The following is a 22,623-nucleotide window of genomic DNA, read 5'->3' on the forward strand; positions in this document are numbered from 1 at the left end:
ATCAAAGGAGTAAACTTGGGTCTACCCTGCGGTGTTCGCGATTGCCATATATTCCTTGAACCATTTATGCGCATCGGTTGCGAATTTTGTTTGATGGGAGTGAGCGTCGCTCGTTCGACGAACCCGAAATTGAACTAACGTGACCACCTTGAACCGTTTGGTTCGGGATGCCGGCATAGCGGCACAGGCGGGGCCCAATTTGCAGTACCAAGAAAACGGTTGCAGCATCATGCTCAGCCGTTTTTTTACGCCTGTTGCTTTTGATAGGGAGTGAACATGAAACAATACTGGCTGATGAAATCCGAACCCGATGAAGTGAGCATCGACGACCTGATGGCCGCGCCGCAGAACACCATGCCGTGGTTTGGCGTGCGCAACTACCAGGCGCGCAACTTCATGCGCGATGGCATGCAGCCGGGCGATGGCGTGCTGTTCTACCATTCCAGCTGCCCGCAGCCGGGCGTGGCGGGCGTGGCCGAAGTGGCCAGCGGCGCGTATCCCGATCACAGCCAGTTTGAAGCGGGCGGCAAATATTTCGATGCCAAGGCGACGCCGGAACAGCCGCGCTGGATCAGCGTCGACGTGCGCGGCCTGAAGAAGACGGCGCTGCTGCCCCTGTCCGAGATACGCCAGATGCCGGAGCTGGAAGACATGCTGCTGCTGAAGAAGGGCAGCCGGCTGTCGATCACGCCCGTGACGCCGGCGCAATGGAAAGTCATTACCGGCAAGCTGAAAGCCTAGTTTAGGCCTAGGTTTCGACCCGGTTGCGGCCATTCTGCTTGGCCCGGTACAGGGCCTGGTCGGCGGCGGCCAGCAATGCTTCCGGTGTTTGTCCTGCGTCACTCAAGGCCAGGCCGATGCTGGCCGTGACCAGGCCGCCGCGCGACGGCGCGTGGGCGATGGCGGCCGCGGCGATCGCTTCCTGCATCTTGTGCGCCACCGCCAGGGCGCCCGCGCCATCGGTGGCGGGCAGGATGGCGGCAAACTCTTCGCCGCCGAAGCGGGCCGCCAGGTCGCTGGCGCGCGGCAGTGCGGAATGCAGGGCCGCCGCAATCTGCACCAGGCAGGCGTCGCCATACGGGTGGCCGAAGGTATCGTTGAGGCTTTTGAAGAAATCGATATCGATGATCAGCAGCGCCAGCGCTTGCTGGTTGCGCGCGGCGCGCTGCCACTCCAGCTGCAAGGTCTGGTCGAAGCAGCGCCGGTTGGCGATGCCCGTCAAGCCATCCGTCAGCGACAGCTTTTCCAGCTTGTCATGCGCCGCGCGCAAGGCCAGTTCGCTTTGCATGTAGCGGCTTTGCAGGGTGGCCGAGCGCAGCGCGTGGACCGTCAGCGCGACAAACAGGGCGCTGGCCGCCAGGTAAAAATGCTCCCGCAGCACGACGAATCCCAGTCCCAGCAGGGCTGCCGTGAAGAAGATGGGGCTGAAGTTGTCAATCAGCAAGGTCAACGGCCGCGGCGGCCGCGCCTCTTCCTCGCCCGGCTGCACGCGCATGGCCAGCACCGCCAGCAGCAGGAAAGGCATGCTGGGCAGTATCTCGCTGGGACCGGATTCGGCCAGCGCGTGCAGGGTCAGGTAATTATAGGCGCCCGCGCAGGCGGCGTAGCACCACAGGAACACGCTGAGCAGCAGGTAGAAGCGCCCTTGTGCGCCATCGCGGCGGTGCGCCAGCAGGCGCAGCGAGGCGCAACAGGCCAGGACGAGGTTTTCTACGTTGTATGTCGTCACCAGCAGGCTGGCGGGTATCGGCGCGATCGAGCGCTGGTCGAAGGGCGAGACGGAAAAGATGGCCGTGTAGGTCAGGTAGGCCGCCAGCAGCACTTGCACGGCGTCCAGCCATTGCAGGGTGCGCGAAGGGTGGCGGTCGCTGACCGAGGAAATGGCCAGCAGCAAGGGCGCGCCATACATGAAATAGGCAAAATCGGAGAAATACGTCGTGTCGGACGCCACATGGCCGCTCAGGTCTTGCCAGGCGGAAAGGGCCATGCCCACGCTCCAGAACAGCATGGCGGCCGCAAACAGGCCCCAGCCCGTGCGCACGACGCCAGGGGCGCTCAGGCTGGCGTTGCGGCAGCAGGCGGCCAGCGCCAGCAGTGGCGCCGTCACGCCGAACAGGTAGCTCACGGCGGGACCGCGCGTCCCGGCCCAGGCCGTTAAGGCTAGCTGCGCCAGCACGTAGCCGCCCGCCAGCGCCAGCCAGAATGTCGTGGTCTTCCTCGCATACTGCATGGATGGGACTCCCCGCTCGAATTGCCAACACAGCATGATTGCATGCCCTGCTCTTGCTGCAGGGTAAAGCGATCATTGCGCTATCGCAAGCGAAGATTCATTCCGCAAGGAAATTATGCTGCTTTGAGGGAAAGGTTGCCGGAGGAGGGGGATGGCGCGCCTGCCTTGCGCGCCATCGGGGGAGCAGCGGTTTTACGTGTTTGCGGGGCGGGCCTTGGTGGGCGGCGTGCCCATCACCTGGCTTTTATACGCCCACACCAGCAGCGCGATGGCGCCGACGATCATCGGCAAGGACAGCATCTGGCCCGAGGTGATCGGCACGCCCAGCCATACGACTTCCCAGTCCGGCGTGCGGAAGTATTCCGTGAAGAAGCGCGCGCAGCCGTACAGCAGGGTGAACATGGCGCCGACGGCCATGCGCGGACGCTGCTTGCGCGCATACAGCCACAGGATGATGAACACCAAAATGCCGTCGACCAGCATCTGGTAGATGGGCGACGGGTGCACGGGATACGGGATGCCCGGCCATTGCATGGCCCATGGCAGGGTGTCCGGGGCGATGCGGCCCGGCAGTTCGGCATTGATGAAGTTGCCCAGGCGGCCGGCCGCGTAGCCGAGCGGCACCAGCGGCGCGATGAAGTCGAGCACGTCGAACAGGTTGCGGCCCGCCTTGCGGCTCCACAGGTACATGGCCAGGATGACGCCGAGGAAGCCGCCATGGAAGGACATGCCGCCATGCCACACCATGAAGATTTCGAGCGGATTGTGCATGAAGTACTCGGGGCGGTAGAACAGCACTTCGCCCAGGCGCCCGCCGATCACCACGCCCAGCATGCCGTAGAACAGCATGTCGTCGAGGTCTTCCTTCTTCCAGCCCAGCACGGCGATATGCGGCTGCTTGATGCGCACGCGGCCCAGGATAATGAACAGGGCGAAGGCCAGCACATACATCAGGCCGTACCAGTGCACGGCGAGCGGGCCGATCTGGATGGCTATCGGGTCGGGCATCGGGTGTATCAGCATGGGGTTTCTTTCTTTGTTTAAAGCTAAGGTTGCGTAGTATGGGGGCGCTTGCGGTTTTTTGCCTTAGCGGCCACTTAATTTAACTGGCAGTACCGCCGCCGATCTGCTTGCGCAGCAGCGCCAGAAAGCCTTGCAGCACGGCGGACGGGTTGTCGCGGCGCCAGGCCAGGCCCGTTTCCACCAGCGGCGTGGCGTCCTGCAGCGGCCTGTATTCTACGCCCGGGCGCATCAGATTCGATACCGATTGTGGCACAAGCGCGATGCCCATGCCAGCCGAGACGAGGCTGACGATGGTTTGCATCTGGATCGCTTCCTGGCCGATCTGCGGCGTGATGCCGGCCGCGCGGTACACGCCGAGGATGGCGTCGTGCAGGGCCGGCGAGATCGCGCGCGGGAAAATGATCAGGGGCAGGGGCGGCACGTCGCGCAGGCGCACGGGTCCCGGCGTGTTCAAGATGTCGAGGCCGGACGGCGCGGCCAGCACCAGCGGTTCGGCCAGCACGGGCAGGTAGTCGAGCGCCTCCTTTGCTTTTTCGGGCAGGGGCGGGATCAGCAAGCCCGCATCCGTGCGCCCGGCTAGCAATTCGTCCAGCTGCAGGTCGGACGTGGCTTCCTGCAGCGCGATCTGCACTTGCGGATAAGCCGTCTGATACGCGCGCAGCAGCGGCGGCAGCACGCTGTAGTCGGCCGAGGAAACAAAAGCCAGGCTCAGGCGGCCCGCCTCGCCCTGCGCGGCCCGCCGCACCAGTGCGGGCAAGTCCTGTGCCTGCGCCAGCAGTCGGCGCGCCTCGGGCAGCAGGGCGTTGCCGGCCGGCGTCAGCTGCACTTCGCGCCGGGTGCGCACGAACAGGGGTGCGCCCAGCAAGTCTTCCAGGGCCATGATGGTTTGCGACAGCGGCGGCTGCGTCATGTGCAGGCGCGCGGCGGCGCGGCCGAAGTGCAATTCCTCGGCCACCGTGACGAAATAGCGAAGTTGTCGTAATTCAAGATTCATATGCATTTCCATGCTGATCGGATGCTGTGATACATAAAACGACTCACAGACACGTGCATCATATATTTGACAGTGGGACGCGCGCAAGGCAATCTGACGTACCCCCACTGCATGCAGGGTTTTACTGCGAATTTTTCTGTAAGCCCGCACAGTCAGGCACCAACACTTTTGGAAGGTCCATCATGCCGCAATACCGCTCCCGCACCACCACCCACGGCCGCAACATGGCTGGCGCCCGCGCCCTGTGGCGCGCCACCGGCATGAAGGATGGCGATTTCGACAAGCCGATCATCGCCGTCGTCAACTCGTTCACCCAGTTCGTGCCCGGCCACGTGCACCTGAAAGACCTGGGGCAGATGGTGGCGCGCGAGATCGAAGCGGCCGGCGGCGTGGCCAAGGAATTCAACACCATCGCCGTCGATGACGGCATCGCCATGGGCCACGGTGGCATGCTGTATTCGCTGCCGTCGCGCGACCTGATCGCCGACTCCGTCGAATACATGGTCAACGCCCACTGCGCCGACGCGATGGTCTGCATCTCGAACTGCGACAAGATCACGCCGGGCATGCTGATGGCCGCCATGCGCATCAATATCCCCGTCGTCTTCATCTCGGGCGGGCCGATGGAAGCGGGCAAGGTCGTCAAGGTGGTCAACGGCACGCAGAAGATCATCAAGCTGGACCTGGTCGACGCCATGATCAAGGCGGGCGACAGCACGGTGTCCGACGCCGACGTGGCGGAAATCGAACGCTCGGCCTGTCCGACCTGCGGTTCCTGCTCCGGCATGTTTACGGCCAACTCGATGAATTGCCTGACCGAGGCGCTGGGCCTGGCACTGCCCGGCAACGGCACCATCCTGGCCACGCACTCGGACCGCCAGCAGCTGTTCCTGCGCGCGGGCCGCCTGATCGTCGAACTGGCCAAGCGCCACTACGAGCAGGACGATTACAGCGTGCTGCCACGCTCGATCGCCACCAAGGCAGCGTTTGAAAACGCCATGGCGCTCGACGTCTCCATGGGCGGCTCGACGAATACCGTGCTGCACCTGCTGGCCGCCGCGCACGAGGCGGAAGTGGCATTCACGATGGCCGATATCGACCGCATCTCGCGCAAGGTGCCGTGCCTGTGCAAGGTGGCGCCGATGACGGACAAATACCATATCGAGGACGTGCACCGCGCCGGCGGCATCGTGGGCATCCTGGGCGAACTGGCGCGCGCCGGCCTGCTCAACACGACCCTGCCGACGATCCACGCGCCCACCCTGGCCGACGCCATCGCGCAAAACGACATCATGTGCACGGACAATCCGGCCGTGCATGAACTGTTCCGCGCAGCGCCAGGCGGCGTGCCGACGCAGACGGCGTTCTCGCAGTCGGAGCGCTTCGCTGCCGTCGATACGGACCGCAGCACGGGCTGCATCCGCGACAAGGCGCACGCCTACTCGCAGGATGGCGGCCTGGCCGTCTTGTATGGCAACCTGGCGGAAAAGGGCTGCATCGTCAAGACGGCGGGCGTCGATGAAAGCATTTTGAAATTCTCGGGCAAGGCGCGCGTGTTCGAAAGCCAGGACGCGGCCGTCGCTGCCATCCTGGAAGACACCGTGCATGAGGGCGACGTCGTCATCATCCGCTACGAAGGCCCGAAAGGCGGCCCCGGCATGCAGGAAATGCTGTACCCGACTTCCTACATCAAGTCCAAGGGCCTGGGCAAGGCGTGCGCGCTGTTCACGGACGGGCGCTTCTCGGGCGGTTCCTCGGGCCTGGTGATCGGCCATGCGTCGCCGGAAGCGGCCGAAGGGGGCGCCATCGGCCTGGTGGAAGAGGGCGACTTTATCGACATCGACATCCCCGAGCGCACCATCAACCTGCGCGTGACGGATGCCGAACTGGCCGCGCGCCGCGCCGCCATGGAAGCGAAGGGCGATGCGGCATGGCTGCCCGTCAACCGCGACCGCTACGTGTCGCAGGCGCTGCAGGCGTATGCGGCGCTGACGACGTCGGCCGACCGGGGCGCCGTGCGCGACCTGTCGCAGCTGAAGAAGCGCTGATTTGTTGCGCAGGTAAGACAGCCGGCCCCGATCTGCTGCGCGGGGCCGGCTGTCGTTACATCGCCTTACAAACAACATGGTCATGGGCGCGCAGATGGGGCAGAATATGACTGCCTCCCGTCTACATTGCGTTACTACATTGAAACGCTTGATCTGGGCTCGTGGTGCATCTGCGGAAACACAGTAAAATGCCGCAGGAAGTAACTTTGGAGAAAAGACAATGAAACGTTTTATGTTGGTGAGTGTATTGACCGTATCGGCTCTGGCATCGCAAGCAGCGTTGGCCAATCCGGACCTGGCGAAAGCAAAAAACTGCATGGCTTGCCACGCGGTGAGCACGAAACTGGTGGGCCCTGCGTTCAAGGACGTGGCAGCCAAGTACGCTGGCCAGAAAGACGCGGAAGCCAAGCTCGTGGCGAAAGTCATGAAGGGCGGTTCCGGCACCTGGGGCGCGATCCCGATGCCAGCGAACCCGCAAGTGAGCGATGCTGAAGCCCACACCCTGGTCAAATGGGTACTGGCACAGAAATAATCTGTGCCGCAGTACCTGCAGTCAGCGCGCCGGCAATCCCGGCGCATTTTTTTTGCCTGCCGCCTTCAGATTGCCCATGCCTTCCAGTGTCGTCCGCACCGCCTCGTCGAGCGGCGTATGCGGCTCCTGGCCCAGCACGGCCAGCAGCCGCGCATTGTCCATGGACAGGGGCGTTTGCCACAGATAGCGCATCTCGCGCATTTCGCGCAGGGTCGCCACGAACGGCGACGCCAGCGCCACCAGCCACCACGGAAAACGCCGGATGACAGGTGGCGCGCCGGTCGCCTGCTCCACCGCGCGGGCAATCGCGCCCGTCATTTGCCGGCCGTCGTGGTCCCAGTGGCCCGCCATGTGAAAGCGCGCAAAGGCGGGCAAGGCGGCGCGCATGGCCAGCAATCGCACCATCGTGCGCGCCACGTCGGGCAGGTAGGACCACTGGTGGCCCACGCCGGGCGCGCCCGGATACAGGATGCTGCGCACGCTCTGGCCAGGCTTGACGAGGCCTTGCGAAAACCAGTTATTGCCGGCGCGGGGACCGAAGAAGTCGCCCGCGCGCACGATCAGGACCCTGGCACCCTGCGTGGCGGCCCGTTCCAGGCGCGCTTCCAGTTCCACGCGGATGGCGCCCTTGCGCGTGAGCGGGCGCTGCGGCGCGTCCTCTGTCAATACAGGAAAGGCGTCGGGGCCGAAGTTGTACACGGTGCCAGGCAGCACGATGGTGGCGTTTTCGGCAATCGCCGCGGCGATGGTGTTGTCGAGCATGGGCAGCACCAGCTGGCCCCAGTGGCGGTAGCCGGGCGGGTTGACGGCGTGCACGATGACGGCGCAGCCTTTCGCGGCCGCCAGCACGTCCGCGCGCGACAGCGCATCGCCGCGCAGCCATTCGACGTGATCGCCCCGTGGCGACGGCGTTTCTCCCCGCGTCAGGGCGCGCACCTGCCAGCCCGCCGCCAGGAGCTGGCGCACCATCTCGCCGCCGATGCCGCCCGTGGCGCCCAGTACCAATGCCGTGTTTTTCGTGTTGTCCATCCTGACCTCCGTGTGGTTGATGGAGCCAGTATCTGCCGCGCAAGGTTAATTGGGAATTGACGAGCATCGATCACAGGCTATACATTTATGTATGATCAATTCGATTGCCTGGGAATACTATCGTTCGCTGCTGGCCGTGCTGAAGCACGGCTCCCTGTCCGGCGCGGCCCGCGCGCTGGGCATCACGCAACCCACCGTCGGCCGGCATATCGCCGCGCTGGAACAGGCGTTGGGCGCGACCCTGTTTACGCGCTCCCAGCTGGGCTTGCTTCCCACGGAAGTGGCGCTGGCGTTGCGGCCCCATGCGGAAACCATGGAGCATACGGCAGCCCTGATGGAGCGCGCCGCCAGCAGCCACGGGCAGGGCGTGGCCGGCGTCGTGCGCATCGCGGCCAGCGAAGTGGTGGGCGTGGAAGTGCTGCCGACTATCCTGGCCCGCCTGCGCGCGCGCCATCCGGGCTTGATCATTGAATTGGTATTGAGCAACAAGGTGCAGGATTTGCTGCGCCGGGAAGCGGACATCGCCGTGCGCATGCTGCGTCCGCGCCAGGAGCAGCTGGTGGCGCGCAAGGTGGGCGATATCGAACTGGGCCTGCACGCGCATGCGGATTACCTGGCGCGGCACGGCATGCCGCTGGCACTGGCCGACCTGGCGCGCCATGCCGTCATCGGCTACGACGAAGCGAGCCCCTTCGTGCGCAACGCGGGCGCCGCCTTCCAGGGATTTTCGCGGGAAAACTTTGCCTGGCGCAGCGACAGCGACCTGGCGCAACTGGCCCTGATCCGCGCGGGCGCCGGCATCGGCGTGTGCCAGGCGGGGCTGGCGGCGCGCGATCCGGCCCTGCGGCGCGTGTTGCCGCAGGCGTTTGCGCTGCCCATGGAAACGTGGGTCACCATGCATGAAGACTTGCGCGGCAGCCTGCGCTGCCGCGCCACCTTCGACGCGCTGGCCGAAGGATTACGCGATTACGTTGCCAGCCAGCCGCTTATTTAACGACTTCCATCTTGGTTTTCTTGCCGTCGCGATAGGTGAACAAGGTCAGCGCGCCATCCTTGATGTCGCCGTTGGCATCGAACGAGATCGGCCCCGTCACGCCCTGGTAGTGCACCTTGGCCAGGAACGGCAGGTAGACGGACGGTTTCGACGACTTGGCATCGGCCATGGCGGTGGCCATGGTCATCACGGCATCGTAGACGTAGGGCGCGTACAGCTGCACTTCCATGTTGTACTTTTGCTTGTAGCGGGCGCGGAAATCGTCCATGCCTTTTTGCTGCGCGCCCGTCACGCCGCCCGCTTCCGCGCAGGTGACCATGTCTTCACCCACGGCGTCGCCCGCCAGCTTGCCCAGCGGTTCCGTGCACAAGCCATCGCCGCCCATGAACTTGGCCTTGATGCCCAGCGCCTTCATCTGGCGCAGCATGGGGCCGCCCACGGAATCCATGCCGCCAAAGAAGATCAGGTCGGGATTTTTCGACTTGATGCTGGTCAAAATGGCATTGAAATCGGTCGCGTTGGCATTGGTAAATTCCTTGCCGACGATTTGCACGCCGGGCGCCGCCTTCTTGGCGCCTTTAACGAACTGTTCCGCCACGCCCTGGCCGTAGGCCGTGCGGTCATCGATGACGGCGATTTTCTTCGCCTGCAGCTTGCCCACGGCATACGCGCCCAGGGTGCCGCCCAGCTTGTTGTCATTGGCCACCACGCGGAAAGCCGTGTTGAATTTTTGCTGGGTATACGTGGGGTTGGTGGCGGCAGGCGAAATCTGCGGAATGCCGGCATTGAAGTAAATGCGCGAGGCGGGAATCGTCGTGCCCGAGTTCAGGTGGCCGACGACGCCGTTGACCTTGGCGTCGACCAGCTTTTGCGCCACGGCCGTGCCCTGCTTGGGATCGGCCGCGTCATCTTCGGGCACCAGCACGAATTTCACGGCTTTGCCGTCGATCTTGAAGCCTTTTGCGTTCAAGTCCTCGATGGCCATCTTGGCCGCGTTCTCGTTATCCTTGCCCAGGTGGGAGCTGGCGCCAGAGACCGGGGCGACGTGGCCGATCTTGATGATTTCCTGCGCGCCCGCATGGCCGGCAAAGGCGAGGGCGACGGCGAGAGGAAGGACTTTGGTCTTGAGCAGCATAAACATTCTCCAATGGATAAAGATACGGCGGCGTCTCGTGAAAACCGCTTCGAGGGGCGGTGCATTTGAAGAAGGTACAACAAAAAACAGGCGGCGCAAAGCCGCTTTTGGGGCTTTTTGCATTTTGTCGCAACAATCACCAAAGTGAGGCGCGATGCACCGATTTCGCAGGCGCGAGCGCACCAAAGAATGGCGTTGGAGGGAAGAATAGGATAGGTCGGGTCAGCGCGTAGCGCGTAACCCGATTGCTCAGGGCTGTGCGGGAGGGTGCAGGTGACCTAATTCATGGCTGACGGCATGGGCGACGATCTGTTCCAGCGATTGCTGCAAGTCTTCGCGCAGGGCGCCGCGCATGCCGATCAGGGCGTTTTGCAGGGCCGTCTGCAGGACGTGGGCGATGCGCTCTTCCAGCAGGTGGTCGATCTTGCCTTGCACCTGGTGCAGGATGCGCTGCGTCAGGCGCTGTTCGATGGCGTCCCAGTCGGGTTGCACTATGCTCGGTGGCAACACCGGCGCTTCCTCGACGGCAGGCGCAGCCGCAACTGGAGCGACAGGTTCCGGTACTTCCGGCCCCAGCAGCACTTCCGTCAGCAGGGGGATGCCCTGGTCGAATGGTTGATCACTCATGACTTGCCTGCCACGAAGTGGGTCGGTTGCACGTTTTGCTGGCGGTAGTGCAGGAAGCGCTGGCGGCCCGCCTGCGCATCTTGCTCATCCATGGAGACGATCTCGAAGACGCGCTGGAATTGCGCGTAATTAGCGGGCGGCAACTGCGACAGGTTGACGAGGATGTCGTGGTGCGGCAAGTCCGCCGCTACGTCATCGGTCAGGATGATGGGCGTCTGCGCCGCCAGCGGATCGCCGGCCAGCACGTGGGGCAGGAAATCCGTGGCGGAAATGGTCCACATGGCGCTGTTCAAGGCGTCGAGCTGGGCGGCATCTTGCGTCAGGACGACGACCTTGTTGCCGGCCATATACGCCTTGCGCGCCAGGCGGCAGGCGTAGGCCAGCTTGTCCGGCACATTGCTGTGAAAATCGACGCGGCTCATGGCGATCAAGCGGCCATGCCGCTGTGGCGCAGCAGGGCGTCGATCGATGGTTCGCGGCCGCGGAAGGCCGTGAACGATTCCAGCGCGGGGCGCGAGCCGCCGACGGACAGAATTTCCTGCAGGTAACGCTTGCCTGCCGCCGTGGTGGCGGCTGGGCCCAGCACCTTGGCTTCCTCGAACGCCGCATACGCGTCGGCGGACAGCACCTCGGCCCACTTGTAGCTGTAGTAGCCAGCCGCGTAGCCGCCGGCGAAGATGTGCCCAAAGGAATTCTGGAAGCGGTTGAACGGCGGCGGGATGAGCAGCGAAAACTTGGCGCGCACGCCGTCGATCAGTTGCTGCACGCTCTGGCCTGTGCTGGCATCGTAGTCATAGTGCAAATGCATGTCGAGCAAGGAGAATTCCACCTGGCGCAGGGTTTGCAGGCCGGACTGGAAATTCTTGGCCGCCAACATCTTGTCGTACAGCGCGCGCGGCAGCGGCGCGCCCGTGACGGCATGCGCCGTCATGTGCTCGAGCACTTCCCATTCCCAGCAGAAGTTTTCCATGAATTGCGATGGCAGTTCCACGGCATCCCATTCGACGCCGGCAATGCCCGACACGCCCAGCTCGTCGACCACCGTCAGCATGTGGTGCAGGCCGTGGCCGAATTCGTGGAACAGGGTGATGACTTCATCGTGCGTGAACAGGGCTGGCTGTACCTTGCCGTCGACCACGGCCGGTTCCGTAAAGTTGCAGGTGAGATAAGCGATCGGCGTTTGTACGTGTTGCGCGTCGGCGCGGCGGCCGCGCGCGTCGTCCATCCAGGCGCCGCCGCTCTTGCCCGCGCGCGCATACAGGTCCAGGTAGAACTGGCCGATCAGCTTGCCGTCGCGCTCGATGCGGTAAAAACGCACATCCTTGTGCCAGACGGGCGCCGTATCGAGCTTGATGTCGACGGCGAACAGGTTCTGGATCTGGCGGAACAGGCCGTCGATCACCTTGTGTTCAGGGAAATACTGTTTGACTTCCTGGGCCGAGAACGCGTAGCGGCGTTCCTGCAGCTTTTCGGAAGCGTACGGCACGTCCCATGCTTGCAGTTCGGCAATACCCAGTTCTTCCTTCGCGAATTGTTTCAGTTCTAACAAGTCTTTCTCGGCGAACGGGCGCGCGCGTTTGGCCAGGTCTTCCAGGAAAGCGATGACTTGCGCGGGCGAAGTGGCCATTTTGGAGACCAGCGACACTTCGGCGAAATTGGCGTAGCCGAGCAGTTTTGCCTCTTCTTCGCGCAATTGCAACAGAGTGACGATGTTGTGCGTATTGTCCCAATCCTCTTTCTTGCTGAAGACGTCGCCCTGGTCCGATGCCTTGGTGGCATTGGCGCGGTAGATGGTTTCGCGCAGCGCGCGGTTGTCGGCAAATTGCAGGATCGGGTAATAAGAAGGGAAGTGCAGCGAGAATTCGTAGCCTTGCTTGCCTGCCTTGTCGGCGGCGGCGCGCGCGGCGGCCTTCACGTCGTCGGGCAAGCCGGCCAGGTCAAGCTCATTCTCGACCAGCAACTTGTAGTCATTGGTGGCGTCGAGCACGTTTTCGGAAAAGCGCGTCGAGATGGCCGCATGTTCTTCCTGGATGGCGCCGAAGCGCTCTTTCTTGTCTTCGGGCAACTCGGCGCCGCCCAGGCGGAAGTCGCGCACGGCATTGTCGACGATGCGCCGGCGTGCGGGTGACAGGCTGGCGAAATCGGCGCGGGCCTGCAATTGCTTGTATTTGCCGAAGAGGATTTCGTTCTGGCCCAGTTCTGTCCAGAATTCCGTCACCTTGGGCTGGTTCGCATTGTAGGCGGCGCGCAGCTCGGGCGTATCGACCACGCTGTTCAAGTGGTTGACGATGTTCCAGGCGCGGCCCAGGGTTTCGGCGATCTGGTCCTGGGGCGCGACGAAGTTTTCCCAGCTCACTTCTTCCATGGGCGCTTCCAGCTGCGCCACCGTGGCGCGCGCCTGGGCCAGCAGGGTATCGATGGCAGGTGTGACATGCTCGTGCGTGATTGCGTCGAAGCGTGGCAGGCCGGAAAAATCAAGCAGGGGATTGGTGTTCATCGTCGGTTCGTCCATTCTGTCTTCATATATGAAGCGCCTGAAAAATGTTCAAGGCCAGGCAACGCCGCCATGAGCATTGTCTCAGGTGCTCCTCTTAAATGCGCTCGGCGGCTTCGACCGTGTTCATCAGCAACATGGTGATCGTCATCGGACCCACGCCACCCGGTACCGGGGTGATGTGCGACGCCACTTCCTTGATGCCGGCAAAATCCACGTCGCCGCACAGCTTGCCGTCGTCGTCGCGGTTCATGCCCACGTCGATGACGATGGCGCCCGGCTTGACCATGTCGGCCGTCAGGGTGTTGCGGCGGCCGACGGCGGCCACGACCACGTCTGCCTGGCGTGTGTACAGGCCCAGGTCCGGGGTCGCGCTATGGCAGATGGTGACGGTAGCGTTCGCTTGCAAGAGCAGCAGGGCCATCGGCTTGCCGACGGTGTTGCTGCGGCCGATGACGACGGCGTGCTTGCCGCGCAAGTCCACGCCCGTGCTTTCGATCAGTTTCATGCAGCCATACGGCGTGCACGGGCGGAAGCCGGGCAAGCCCGTCATCAGTTCACCGGCGCTCAGGACGGAATAGCCGTCCACGTCTTTCGTCGTGGCGATCGCTTCGATGACCTTGTGCGGGTTGATGTGCTTGGGCAAGGGCATTTGCACGAGGATGCCGTGGATGGCCGGGTCGGCATTCAGGCTGGCGATGCGTGCCAGCAAGTCCGCTTCGGACAGGTCCGCTTCATATTTTTCCAGCACCGAGTGAAAACCCACGTCGCCGCACGCCTTGACCTTGTTGCGGACATACACCTGGCTGGCCGGGTCTTCGCCGACGAGTATCACGGCCAGACCGGGCTGGGTGCCCTTGGCCGTGAGGGCGGCGGCGCGCGTGGCGATCTCGCTGCGCAGTTTTTGGGAGAGGGCGATTCCGTCGATCAGTTGTGCTGGCATGGTAGGGAGGCTGAGAGCTGTGGGAGGGAAAAGTCAGATTATAAAGCCGGGCGGCGCAAAGGGGCGGTTTTGGCGCCAATGCCGTGACGTTAAAAAGCGGGCCGGAGACGCGGGCCTGAGAAAATGCCGATGGCGGCGTTGCAACTCCTTGCCGTACTGGCGTACTGTCTGTGTCGCCGCGCCTTGCCCTCGACATTTTTCAGGCCCGCTTGGCCCGGTATGCCTGCGCGGACGACTGGGGTTTTAATTCGGTTTGCTGATGTGCTCGTAGAGCAGGGCCGGCCAGGGCATGCAAGTTTTCCGGTTTCGGCGCTATTTGCTACTCTGATCACCCTAATTTCCGGGCAGAATTTGCGGCAGTGCAGCATAAATTTCATAGGGTAATTTCACAATACGAAATGCTATATCGTAATTTGAAAAATAGTAAATACGCTGTTAGAATCCCCACACTAAACCGACTTAATAGTAAATAATCAGCGAAATACCGTCCGACAGCGATCCGGAAAATCGGGGTGGGGCGTTCACAAAGGAGACTCAACAGATGTCAGCTCAACTGAACCAGGTAACGACACAGATCGGCACCGACCCGGATATGCAGGAAACCAAGGAGTGGCTGGACGCGCTCGAAGCCGTGCTGGAAAATGAAGGTCCGGAACGCGCGCATTACCTGATGGAGCGCATGGTTGACCTGGCCCGCCGCCGCGGCGCCCAGATCCCGTTCTCCAGCACCACCGCCTACGTCAATACCATCCCCACCAAGCAAGAAGCACACTGTCCCGGCAACCTGGAATACGAAGAGCGCCTGCGCTCGTGGATGCGCTGGAACGCCATGGCCATGGTCGTCAAGGCCAACCGCGCCGACGGCGACCTGGGCGGCCACTTGTCCTCGTTCGCTTCGCTGGCGAACATGCTGGGCATCGGTTTCAACCACTTCTGGCACGCGCCGACGGCCGACCACGGCGGCGACCTGCTGTACATCCAGGGCCACTCCTCGCCCGGCGTCTACGCGCGCGCCTTCCTCGAAGGCCGCCTGACGGAAGAGCAAATGCTGAACTTCCGCAAGGAAGTCGACGGCAAGGGCCTGTCCTCATACCCGCATCCGAAGCTGATGCCTGATTTCTGGCAGTTCCCGACCGTGTCGATGGGCCTGGGCCCGCACATGGCGATCTACCAGGCGCGCTTCCTGAAATACCTGCACGCACGCGGCATCGCGAAAACCGACAACCGCAAGATCTGGGCCTTCTGCGGCGATGGCGAGATGGACGAGCCGGAGTCCTTGGGCGCGATCGGCCTGGCCGCACGCGACATGCTCGACAACCTGGTCATCGTGGTCAACTGCAACCTGCAGCGCCTGGACGGCCCTGTGCGCGGTAACACCAAGATCATCCAGGAACTGGAAGGCGAATTCCGCGGCGCCGGCTGGAACGTCGTCAAGGTCATCTGGGGCCCGGGCTGGGACGCCCTGCTGGCACAGGACAAGGAAGGCATCCTGCAGCGCGTGATGATGGAAACCGTCGACGGCGAATACCAGAACTACAAAGCGAAAGACGGCGCCTACGTGCGCAAGCACTTCTTCGGCAAGCATCCGAAGCTGCTGGAAATGGTTGCCAACATGACGGACGACGACATCTGGCGCCTGACCCGTGGCGGCCACGATCCGCACAAGATCTACGCGGCCTTCAAGATCGCCCAGGAACACAAGGGCCAGCCGACCGTCCTGCTGGTGAAAACCATCAAGGGCTACGGCATGGGCAAGTCCGGCGAAGCGCGCAACACGGCGCACCAGACGAAAAAACTGGACGACGAAGCCATCCGCGAAATGCGCGACCGCTTCTCGCTGCCGATCCCGGACGACAAGCTGGCCGACATCCCGTTCTTCAAGCCTGCCGACGATGCGCCGGAAATGGTCTACCTGCACGAGCGCCGCAAGGCCCTGGGTGGCTACCTGCCGCAGCGCCGCCAGAAGTCGGAAGAAACCCTGCCCGTGCCTGGCCTGGACGCGTTCAAGAACGTGCTGGAAGCGACGCCTGAAGGCCGTGAAATCTCGACCACGCAAGCGTTCGTGCGCGTCATTTCGACCCTGCTGAAAGACCCGAACCTGGGCCAGCGCGTCGTGCCTATCCTGGTCGATGAATCGCGTACCTTCGGCATGGAAGGCCTGTTCCGCCAGATCGGCATCTACAACCCGAAAGGCCAGTTGTACGAGCCGGTCGACAAAGACCAGGTCATGTACTACCGCGAAGACAAGGCTGGCCAGATCCTGCAAGAGGGCATCAACGAAGCGGGCGGCATGAGCTCGTGGATCGCCGCGGCGACGTCGTATTCGACCAACGACCGCATCATGATCCCGTTCTACACCTTCTACTCGATGTTCGGCTTCCAGCGCATCGGCGACCAGGTATGGGCTTCGGCCGACATGCGCGCCCGCGGCTTCCTGATGGGCGGCACGGCCGGCCGCACGACCCTGAACGGCGAAGGCTTGCAGCACGAAGATGGCCACAGCCATATCTTCGCCGCGACCATCCCGACCTGCATGCCGTACGACCCGACCTTCAGCCATGAAGTCGCCGTCATCATCCAGGATGGCCTGCGCCGCATGATCGCCAACCAGGAAGATGTGTTCTACTACATCACGATCATGAACGAGAACTACGCCCAGCCAGGCATCAAGCCAGGCCAGGAAGAAGGCATCCTGAAAGGCATGTACAAGCTGCAGGAAGGCCCGGCGGACGCCAAGCTGCGCGTACAGCTGATCGGTTGCGGCACCATCCTGCGCGAATCGATCTTCGCCGCCGAATTGCTTGCCAACGACTGGGGCGTGGCTGCGGACGTGTGGTCGGCGCCGTCGTTGACCCTGGTGGCCCGCGATGGCCAGGATGCGGAACGCTGGAACATGGTCAACCCGTCGAAAGAGCAGCGCGTGCCATACGTGACGTCGCTGATGCAGGACACGGACGGCCCGATCGTCGCCACGACCGACTACATGCGCGCGTTTGCAGAACAGATCCGCGCCTTCATGCCGAAGGGCCGCACTTATAAAGTGCTGGGCACCGATGGCTTTGGCCGCTCGGACAGCCGCGCCAAGCTGCGCGAGTTCTTCGAAGTGAACCGTTATTATGTCACCGTGGCTGCGCTCAAATCGCTGGCTGACGAAGGCAAGATCGACGTGTCGGTGGTGGAGCAGGCGATCGCCAAGTACGGCATCGACGCGAACAAACCGAATCCGGTGACCCAGTAATCGTTGTGCGGACCCGATGATGCCAGGGCGGTGCGAAAGTGCCGCCCTGGCGTGTGTGCGGGTCCATCTGACAAATAAAATAACGGAGCAAGCTATGAGCATTGTGGAAGTCAAAGTCCCGGATATCGGCGATTTCAAGGAAGTCGAGATCATTGAACTGATGGTCAAGCCAGGCGATACGGTCAAGGTCGACCAATCCCTGATCACGGTCGAATCGGACAAGGCCAGCATGGAAATTCCATCGAGCCACGCCGGTGTCGTCAAGGAATTGAAAGTCAACGTGGGCGACAAGATCGCCGAAGGCTCGCTGGTCCTGCTGCTGGAAGTGGCGGACGACGCCTCGGTCCCGGTATCGGCGCCAGGGCCTGCCGCTGCCGCCCCTGCACCGGCTGCTGAAGCTGCACCAGCCGCCGCGCCGGCGCCTGCCGCTTCCGGCGCGCCGGCCCTGGTCGAGGTGACCGTGCCCGATATCGGCGACTTCAAGGAAGTCGAAGTCATCGAACTGATGGTCAAGGTGGGCGACAGCATCAAGGTCGACCAGTCGCTGCTGACGGTCGAATCGGACAAGGCCAGCATGGAAATTCCATCGAGCCACGCCGGTATCGTCAAGGAATTGAAAGTCAAGGTCGGCGACAAGGTGGCCAAGGGTTCGCTGGTGCTGGTCGTGGAAACGACCGGTGGCGCCGCTCCTGCCGCTGCCGCCCCGGCCGCAGCGCCGGCGCAAGCCGCCGCCGCACCAGCCGCCGCCGTCGCTTCGGCGCCGGTCGCCGCTGCTGCACCTGCTGCTGCCCCAGTCGCCACCGCCCCTGCCGTCAACGGCAAGCTGGCGCACGCGTCGCCTTCGATCCGCAAGTTCGCGCGCGAACTGGGCGTGGACCTGGCCCGCGTGGGCGGTTCCGGTCCGAAGGGTCGGATCACCCAGGAAGACGTGCAGAATTTCGTCAAGGGCGTGATGTCGGGCGCCGTCGTCGCGCCGAACGCGCCAGTCGCTGCCAAAGGCGGTTCGGGCGTGGGCCTGGACCTGCTGCCATGGCCGTCGCTGGACTTCAGCAAGTTCGGCACGACCGAATTGCTGCCGCTGTCGCGCATCAAGAAAATCTCGGGTCCGAACCTGCACCGCAACTGGGTCATGATCCCGCACGTCACGCAGTTCGACGAAGCGGACGTGACGGACCTGGAAGCGTTCCGCGTCGACACCAACGCGGCCAATGCGAAGAACAAGGATGCGGCCAAGCTGACCATGCTGGCCTTCGTCATCAAGGCCTCCGTCGCCGCGCTGAAGAAATTCCCCGCGTTTAACGCTTCGCTTGATGCCAAGGGTGAAAACCTGATCCTCAAGCAGTACTACAACATCGGTTTCGCGGCCGACACGCCGAATGGCCTGGTGGTGCCCGTGATCAAGGGCGCGGACCAGAAGTCGGTCTCGCAAATCGCCCGCGAAATGACGGAACTGTCGCTGCAGGCGCGCGAAGGCAAGCTGAAACCGGCCGACATGCAGGGCGCCAGCTTCACGATTTCGTCCCTGGGCGGCATCGGCGGCACGCACTTCACGCCTATCGTCAATGCGCCGGAAGTGGCGATTCTGGGTCTGTCGAAAGCCTCGATCAAGCCGGTATGGGATGGCAAGGCCTTCCAGCCGCGCCTGATGATGGGCACTTCGCTGTCCTACGACCACCGCGTGGTCGATGGCGCGATGGGCGCGCGATTCTCCGTGTACCTCGGTGAAGTCCTGGCCGACATGCGCAAAATTCTGCTGTAAGGAGCGATTGATGAGCACAGTAGAGGTAAAAGTACCGAATATCGGCGACTTCAAGGAAGTCGAAGTCATCGAACTGATGGTCAAGGTCGGCGACACCATCAAGGTGGACCAGTCCCTGATCACGGTCGAATCGGACAAGGCCAGCATGGAGATTCCATCGACCCACGCGGGCATCGTCAAGGAAATCAAGGTCAAGGTCGGCGACAAGATCGCCGAAGGCAGCGCGCTGCTGGTGGTGGAAGCAGCTGAAGGCGCGGCGGCAGCGGCACCGGCAGCCGCTCCTGCGCCTGCAGCAGTGGCTCCGGCGGCTGCCCCAGCGGCAGCACCGGCAGCCGTTGCCGCCATCCCGGCCGGCAATTACAGCGGCCAGGTCGACATCGATGTCGACATGATGGTGCTGGGCGGCGGTCCTGGCGGCTATTCGGCGGCGTTCCGCGCGGCCGACCTGGGCATGTCGACGGTCATCGTCGAGCGCTATGCCACCCTGGGCGGCGTGTGCCTGAACGTGGGCTGCATCCCGTCGAAGGCGTTGCTGCACGTCGCTTCCGTCATCGATGAAACGGCGCACATGTCGAACACGGGCGTGACGTTTGCCAAGCCGACCATTGATATCGATCAGGTACGCAAGTACAAGGAAGGCGTAATCTCGAACATGACGGGCGGTCTGGCCGGCATGGCCAAGGCGCGCAAGACGCAAGTCGTCACCGGCGTGGGCCAGTTCCTCTCCGCGAACCACATCGAGGTGACGGCAGGCGACGGCTCGAAAAAAGTCGTGCAGTTCAAGCAAGCCATCATCGCCGCCGGTTCGTCCGTGGTGAAACTGCCTTTCGTGCCGGAAGATCCACGCATCGTCGATTCGACGGGCGCGCTGGAATTGCGCCAGATCCCGAAACGCATGCTGGTCATCGGCGGCGGCATCATCGGCCTGGAAATGGCGACCGTCTATTCCACCTTCGGCGCGCGCATCGACGTGGTCGAAATGATGGATGGCCTGATGCAGGGCGCGGACCGCGACGCCGTCAAGGTGTGGCAGAAGTTTAACGAGAAGCGCTTCGACAACATCATGACCAAGACCAAGACGGTTGCCGTCGAGGCGTTGCCGGAAGGCATCAAGGTCACGTTTGAAGCGGCCGAAGCGGGCGCCACGGCGCCGGCGCCGCAGATCTACGACCTGGTGCTCGTCGCCGTGGGCCGCAGCCCGAACGGCAAGAAGCTGGCGGCCGACAAGGCCGGCGTGCAAGTGACGGACCGCGGTTTCATCAACGTCGACAGCCAGATGCGCACCAACGTGCCGAACATCTTCGCCATCGGCGACCTGGTGGGCCAGCCGATGCTGGCGCACAAGGCCGTGCATGAAGCCCACGTGGCCGCGGAAGCGGCTTCCGGCCAGAAGTCGCACTTCGACGTCAAGGTGATCCCGTCGGTCGCCTACACGGACCCGGAAGTGGCATGGGCCGGCATCACGGAAGACGAAGCGAAAGCCAAGGGCATCAAGGTCGAGAAGGGCCACTTCCCGTGGGCAGCTTCCGGCCGCGCCGTGGCCAACGGCCGCGCCGAAGGCTTCACCAAGCTGTTGTTCGACGCGGAAACGCACCGCATCATCGGCGGCACCATCGTCGGCACGCATGCGGGCGACATGATCGGCGAGATCGCGCTGGCCATCGAAATGGGCTGCGACGGCACCGACATCGGCAAGACCATCCATCCGCACCCGACCCTGGGCGAATCGATCGGCATGGCCGCGGAAGTGTACGAAGGCGTGTGCACGGACTTGCCGCCGCCGCGCAAGCGCTGATGCTGTAGCCGTACCTTGTTACACTCAAAAACCCGCAAGCGATTGCGGGTTTTTTATTGGAGCGGGCTACCACCCGCACCCGACCCTGCGTGAATCGATCTGCAGGTTGAAAAAAACCGCGGAAATGTACGAAGGCGTGTGCACGGACTTGCCGCCGCCGCGCAAGCGCTGATGTTGTAGCCGCACCTTGTCACACTAAAAAAACCCGCAAGCGATTGCGGGTTTTTTTATATCCCTTGATCCTGGCAGCGTAAATCGCAGATGGGGCGTGGCGGATACGCCCCATGTGAAAATTGGTGAGTATTGCCGTATGGAAAAAGTGGCAGAATGGAGGTCTGTCACCATGTTCTTCTTTTTGCTGCAATGGAAGCGTGTGATTTTTCCAGGAATGTTGCCAGCGTGGGGTTCGGTCAAGTTCCGCTGTGCTGATGAGAGCCTGCCCCGGTGGATGAATGCATCCCCTGCTGGCGCCCCTCGGAAGCGGGGACTGCGGTGACCGTCGTCGCGTGGCTCGCCCCGCGTGCTCCTCACGCCTTGTCCGCGCTCCTGATGAACTGCCAGCAGAAGACGCTCCCTACTGGGATAGGCCCTAAGAAAGTTTTGCAACAATGAAAAAATTTACCGCCCTCCATATTGCCGATGTCCGTTTGCGCCGGGCCGATGAGCAAGAGCAAGCCGTGATGCTGCATGCCTTGTACCAGGATGTGGCCGCTATTCTGGCGGCGGGCAAGAGGATCGATGCAATTTTCTTCACGGGCCAGCTGGTGGCGCCCGACGCCTGTGCCGGCACGACGCCCGTGTATGTCTACGAATACTTCCTGCGCCCCTTGCTGCAGGCGGCCAGCTTGCCCGGTGCGCGGTTCTACCTGGTGCCGGGCAGCCGCGCGCAGGGTGTCGCGGCTGCGGCGCTGGGCAATGCCGGCTTCAGCTTTTTCTCCGCTGATGAGCACGCCAGTGCCGAGCAGCGCGCGCACTACAAGAATATCCACGCCGTGTTCCATGGCCACCAGCATACGGGCGATGCCAGTTCGCTGATGAAGTCGCTGGGAATCTTGTTCAAAAGCAATCCCGGCAGCCTGTACGGTGCGCATGGCCAGATGGCGGCGTTTGCCGTACTCGAGTTCGGCACGGACGCGGCCGATGACGGCAAGGCAGGCACGCAGTGGACGGTGTCCCTGCGCGAGTTCGATGACGTGAGCAAGAACTTCGCCCTGTCGGTGCTGTACACGCCGAATGGGCAGGAAACGGGGCAGGTGGATGCCGAGTATGTGTTTGCCACCTTGCTGCCGCAACTGGCAGGCGAGCGTGCCTATCTGGATGGCTTGCTGGGCATGGCGGGTGCGCCGCGGCGCGTGAACGCCGGCGCGGCTGCCGATGCGCGCGAATTCCTGATGGAGCTGGCGTTCGTGATGTTCGAAGCGAAGACCGTCTTCCTCAGCGCGGCGGAGCTGGAGCGCTTTGCCGGCGACTATTGTGGCGTGAAGGGCTGGAACATGGCGGCCGGGGATTGGCTGGCGCCGTTGTATGCGCATGGCTTGCTGCTGCGGGCCGATGGCCAGGTGGCGTTTTCCTTCGATTACTTCCGCACGTATTTCCTGGCGCAGCGCTTTGAAACGTCGTTCGACCTGATGCGCTATGGCCCCGAGCGCTACGATGGAAGTGAGTCTTCACTCAGTCTTGATGGCGCATCGGCGGCCCAGCCTTTCCTGCGCGCGCTGGGCTTGAACGATGAACACGCCGACGCGGCGGCGATGGAAGACTGCAGCCGCCCCGGCTGACCTG

17 protein-coding genes and 1 other RNA gene are annotated in these 22,623 nt (G+C 63.0%); 9 read left to right on the forward strand and 9 right to left on the reverse strand.

Annotated elements, in window-relative coordinates:
- Window positions 1-20 precede the first annotated feature (20 nt).
- Both ssrS and VPH40_RS23070 read left to right on the forward strand, forming a co-directional pair.
- Window positions 21-198, forward strand: a non-coding RNA gene (ssrS, locus tag VPH40_RS23065) — 6S RNA.
- 78 nt (window positions 199-276) lie between these two features.
- On the forward strand, window positions 277-741 hold the full coding sequence (locus tag VPH40_RS23070) for an EVE domain-containing protein (RefSeq protein ID WP_328574615.1): 465 nt from the start codon (window positions 277-279) through the stop codon (window positions 739-741).
- Window positions 742-748: 7 nt separating this feature from the next.
- On the opposite strand, the gene VPH40_RS23075 is transcribed toward VPH40_RS23070, so the two are convergent.
- From VPH40_RS23075 to VPH40_RS23085, 3 genes are all read right to left on the reverse strand, one after another.
- Window positions 749-2,230, reverse strand: coding sequence for a GGDEF domain-containing protein (locus VPH40_RS23075; protein WP_328574616.1), 1,482 nt, complete (start codon window positions 2,228-2,230; stop codon window positions 749-751).
- Window positions 2,231-2,422: 192 nt separating this feature from the next.
- Window positions 2,423-3,253 (reverse strand): prolipoprotein diacylglyceryl transferase, encoded by an 831-nt coding sequence (gene lgt, locus VPH40_RS23080; protein ID WP_152283306.1) that lies wholly within the window; start codon window positions 3,251-3,253, stop codon window positions 2,423-2,425.
- Between the two features lie 79 nt (window positions 3,254-3,332).
- A complete protein-coding gene (locus VPH40_RS23085; RefSeq protein WP_328574617.1) occupies window positions 3,333-4,247 on the reverse strand; it encodes a LysR family transcriptional regulator in 915 nt (304 codons plus the stop codon).
- Window positions 4,248-4,429: 182 nt separating this feature from the next.
- On the opposite strand from VPH40_RS23085, the gene ilvD reads away from it, so the two are divergent.
- Both ilvD and VPH40_RS23095 read left to right on the forward strand, forming a co-directional pair.
- Window positions 4,430-6,295: a dihydroxy-acid dehydratase gene (gene ilvD / locus VPH40_RS23090; RefSeq protein WP_289898712.1), complete on the forward strand. Its 1,866-nt coding sequence runs from the start codon at window positions 4,430-4,432 to the stop codon at window positions 6,293-6,295.
- 220 nt (window positions 6,296-6,515) lie between these two features.
- A complete protein-coding gene (locus VPH40_RS23095) occupies window positions 6,516-6,827 on the forward strand; it encodes a c-type cytochrome (protein WP_099666767.1) in 312 nt (103 codons plus the stop codon).
- A gap of 21 nt (window positions 6,828-6,848) precedes the next feature.
- On the opposite strand, the gene VPH40_RS23100 is transcribed toward VPH40_RS23095, so the two are convergent.
- Window positions 6,849-7,856 carry an SDR family oxidoreductase gene (locus VPH40_RS23100; protein ID WP_328574618.1) on the reverse strand — a complete coding sequence of 336 codons (1,008 nt, stop codon included), beginning with the start codon at window positions 7,854-7,856 and terminating at the stop codon, window positions 6,849-6,851.
- Between the two features lie 91 nt (window positions 7,857-7,947).
- On the opposite strand from VPH40_RS23100, the gene VPH40_RS23105 reads away from it, so the two are divergent.
- The gene (locus VPH40_RS23105) at window positions 7,948-8,850 is read left to right on the forward strand and encodes a LysR family transcriptional regulator (protein ID WP_328574619.1); all 903 of its coding nucleotides are present in this window, start codon (window positions 7,948-7,950) and stop codon (window positions 8,848-8,850) included.
- Here the strand turns inward: VPH40_RS23105 and VPH40_RS23110 are convergent.
- The 5 genes from VPH40_RS23110 to folD all read right to left on the reverse strand — a co-directional run bounded on the left by VPH40_RS23110 (window position 8,843) and on the right by folD (window position 14,049).
- Window positions 8,843-9,985, reverse strand: a complete 1,143-nt coding sequence (locus VPH40_RS23110) for a branched-chain amino acid ABC transporter substrate-binding protein (RefSeq protein WP_070257968.1) — start codon at window positions 9,983-9,985, stop codon at window positions 8,843-8,845. The two genes, VPH40_RS23105 and VPH40_RS23110, sit on opposite strands and share 8 nt — an antisense overlap.
- A 249-nt stretch (window positions 9,986-10,234) precedes the next feature.
- Entirely contained in the window at window positions 10,235-10,612 is a 378-nt protein-coding gene (locus VPH40_RS23115; RefSeq protein ID WP_328574620.1) for a hypothetical protein, read from the reverse strand.
- Window positions 10,609-11,034, reverse strand: coding sequence for a DNA polymerase III subunit chi (locus VPH40_RS23120; protein ID WP_328574621.1), 426 nt, complete (start codon window positions 11,032-11,034; stop codon window positions 10,609-10,611). Before VPH40_RS23120 ends, VPH40_RS23115 begins: the two co-directional genes overlap by 4 nt.
- Before the next feature lie 5 nt (window positions 11,035-11,039).
- Window positions 11,040-13,124: a M3 family metallopeptidase gene (locus tag VPH40_RS23125; protein WP_442906680.1), complete on the reverse strand. Its 2,085-nt coding sequence runs from the start codon at window positions 13,122-13,124 to the stop codon at window positions 11,040-11,042.
- A gap of 79 nt (window positions 13,125-13,203) precedes the next feature.
- Window positions 13,204-14,049: a bifunctional methylenetetrahydrofolate dehydrogenase/methenyltetrahydrofolate cyclohydrolase FolD gene (folD, locus tag VPH40_RS23130; protein ID WP_099666771.1), complete on the reverse strand. Its 846-nt coding sequence runs from the start codon at window positions 14,047-14,049 to the stop codon at window positions 13,204-13,206.
- Between the two features lie 541 nt (window positions 14,050-14,590).
- Here folD and aceE point away from each other — a divergent pair.
- The 4 genes from aceE (at window position 14,591) to VPH40_RS23150 (ending at window position 22,619) form a co-directional block, all read left to right on the forward strand.
- Window positions 14,591-17,287, forward strand: coding sequence for a pyruvate dehydrogenase (acetyl-transferring), homodimeric type (gene aceE / locus VPH40_RS23135; RefSeq protein WP_251350656.1), 2,697 nt, complete (start codon window positions 14,591-14,593; stop codon window positions 17,285-17,287).
- A gap of 94 nt (window positions 17,288-17,381) precedes the next feature.
- Window positions 17,382-19,046: a dihydrolipoyllysine-residue acetyltransferase gene (aceF, locus tag VPH40_RS23140; RefSeq protein ID WP_305062610.1), complete on the forward strand. Its 1,665-nt coding sequence runs from the start codon at window positions 17,382-17,384 to the stop codon at window positions 19,044-19,046.
- 10 nt (window positions 19,047-19,056) lie between these two features.
- Complete coding sequence (gene lpdA / locus VPH40_RS23145; protein WP_328574622.1) at window positions 19,057-20,841, forward strand: dihydrolipoyl dehydrogenase; 1,785 nt, start codon at window positions 19,057-19,059, stop codon at window positions 20,839-20,841.
- A 608-nt stretch (window positions 20,842-21,449) separates the two neighbouring features.
- The gene (locus VPH40_RS23150; protein ID WP_328574623.1) at window positions 21,450-22,619 is read left to right on the forward strand and encodes a hypothetical protein; all 1,170 of its coding nucleotides are present in this window, start codon (window positions 21,450-21,452) and stop codon (window positions 22,617-22,619) included.
- Window positions 22,620-22,623 lie beyond the last annotated feature (4 nt).

The sequence above is a fragment of the Janthinobacterium sp. P210005 genome, from assembly GCF_036231865.1.
Classification (GTDB): Bacteria; Pseudomonadota; Gammaproteobacteria; order Burkholderiales; family Burkholderiaceae_D; genus Janthinobacterium; species Janthinobacterium kumbetense.